This is a genomic window from Allocoprococcus similis (genome assembly GCF_054660775.1).
The window spans coordinates 1-1,683 of the sequence record NZ_BAAHSG010000015.1 but is presented as its reverse complement, the minus strand read 5'-3'; the positions used below and the strand labels follow the sequence as shown (position 1 = coordinate 1,683).

Below are 1,683 nucleotides of genomic sequence, written 5' to 3'. Positions count from 1 at the left end.
TCTCCTGTTATGAAGTGACTTTTGTCAAGAGTTAATTTTAAGAAATTTTTCTCAACTCCAGTCACATTTGTTTTCCTGACAGCATTGGAAAAGAGCCCTAGTTTAACAGTCCCCGGCAGTTGGCCACTCTGTTATACGTGGATTGATTACCTACAGGCTAATGGTTCGCCGTTGGGTTCTACGATCTATCAGCGTGGATCACAGTGTTTCATGTGCGCACATAGGAGAAACGCAGATAACCCAGACCTTACAGTGACCACAGCTCTTTTCTAATACTGTCAGATTGTTTACTTGTTATTTTGTGGCAGAAATAAGCTGCATATTGCTGCTTTTTCTGCTTGACTACTCTTTTATCATAGGCAGCTGGCTGTCAAGGGCTTAGCCGCCCCAGCGGTGCCTGCACCCTTGACTGGCAGATGACTATGATATACCTCTACGCTACTTTCATTTCGATATTATCTGTCATCATGCCCCATACAAAACATGCCAATTCTCTTGCTATTGCAGCTACTGCCACATTTCTTTTCTTACCATGTCTTATAAATTTATAGTATCGGCTCCGTAATCTCGTGTTCGCTTTGTCTGCATACGCAATTACCTCTGCCGTATTACCATTCTGTCTTGCTCTTAATTCTTTTGACTTATGCCCCACAGCACCCTTACAGATTCCGCCAGATGCCTCTATCAGCAGCTGTCTTAAATGACTGTTTCCTGCTTTTGTTATTCCAAGCCGATGTATACTGTCTGAGCTTGAGTTTTCTCCCGGTGCAAGTCCAAGATATGCTGCATACTGGTTTCCTTTTGCAAATCTCTCAAAATCTCCGGTTTCAACAATCAATGACAATGCTGTATGCGTCTTGATTCCAAGAAAACATTCCAGTTTTTTGACTTTGTCATGATATTTTGTCTGTTCAGCGATTTCCTCGATCCGCTTATCATATCTCTCAATCTTGGTTTCCTGTTCTTCGTATGATGCCATGTATTCGTCAAGTGTTTCTCGATACAATTCATTTGTGATTTCAAGTTTCTTCAGCCATTTCAGATGTGCTAGGGTCCATTTTGTCCCATCATAGCAACATCCATGTCTGATGCAGAATGCGTTGATCTGCTGCTTGATTTTCTTTAACGCAAGCTTATGATCGTTTCTCATGCGAAGATATTCTTTTACCGAATCATCGGTCTCTGTCGGAATATAAACAACATGATAACCACCATATGACAAACACTGGGCAATCATATATGCATCTCGCATATCTGTCTTAATTCTCACACCTTGAGGTGTAAGCATTGTTGTTGGTGCAAGTATCACACATTTTACGCCTGCGGCCGTCAGTTGGTTATAGAGCGAATAGCCCAGACATCCTGCCTCGTATCCACACTGGATATCGTATTCATCGTTCAATCCTAGTTTCATTTTCAGATTTTCAATAAACATCAAAATATTTTTATAATCCGGTGTTACCTTGATTGTTGCGAATACGCGGTCATCCTCACCGATGATTGGTTCCATTGCGCATAATGTGTAATTTGTGGTATGGACATCCATGCCGATTTTTAGTATTCTTTTCATATGAGTGATCTCCTTTTGTATGTGGTAATTCCTGTTACCTTTGTTCTTATCAAACTCTAGTATACAGGTAAATCCACGTTGCTACAAATGTGAGGTCACTTCATATTATCTAT

General features: G+C 40.8%; 1 protein-coding gene. It reads right to left on the bottom strand.

The window, feature by feature from the left end:
• Positions 1-433 precede the first annotated feature (433 nt).
• Positions 434-1,570, bottom strand: a complete 1,137-nt coding sequence (locus ACYQ5K_RS07570; RefSeq protein ID WP_173689665.1) for an IS110 family RNA-guided transposase — start codon at positions 1,568-1,570, stop codon at positions 434-436.
• Positions 1,571-1,683: the final 113 nt, after the last annotated feature.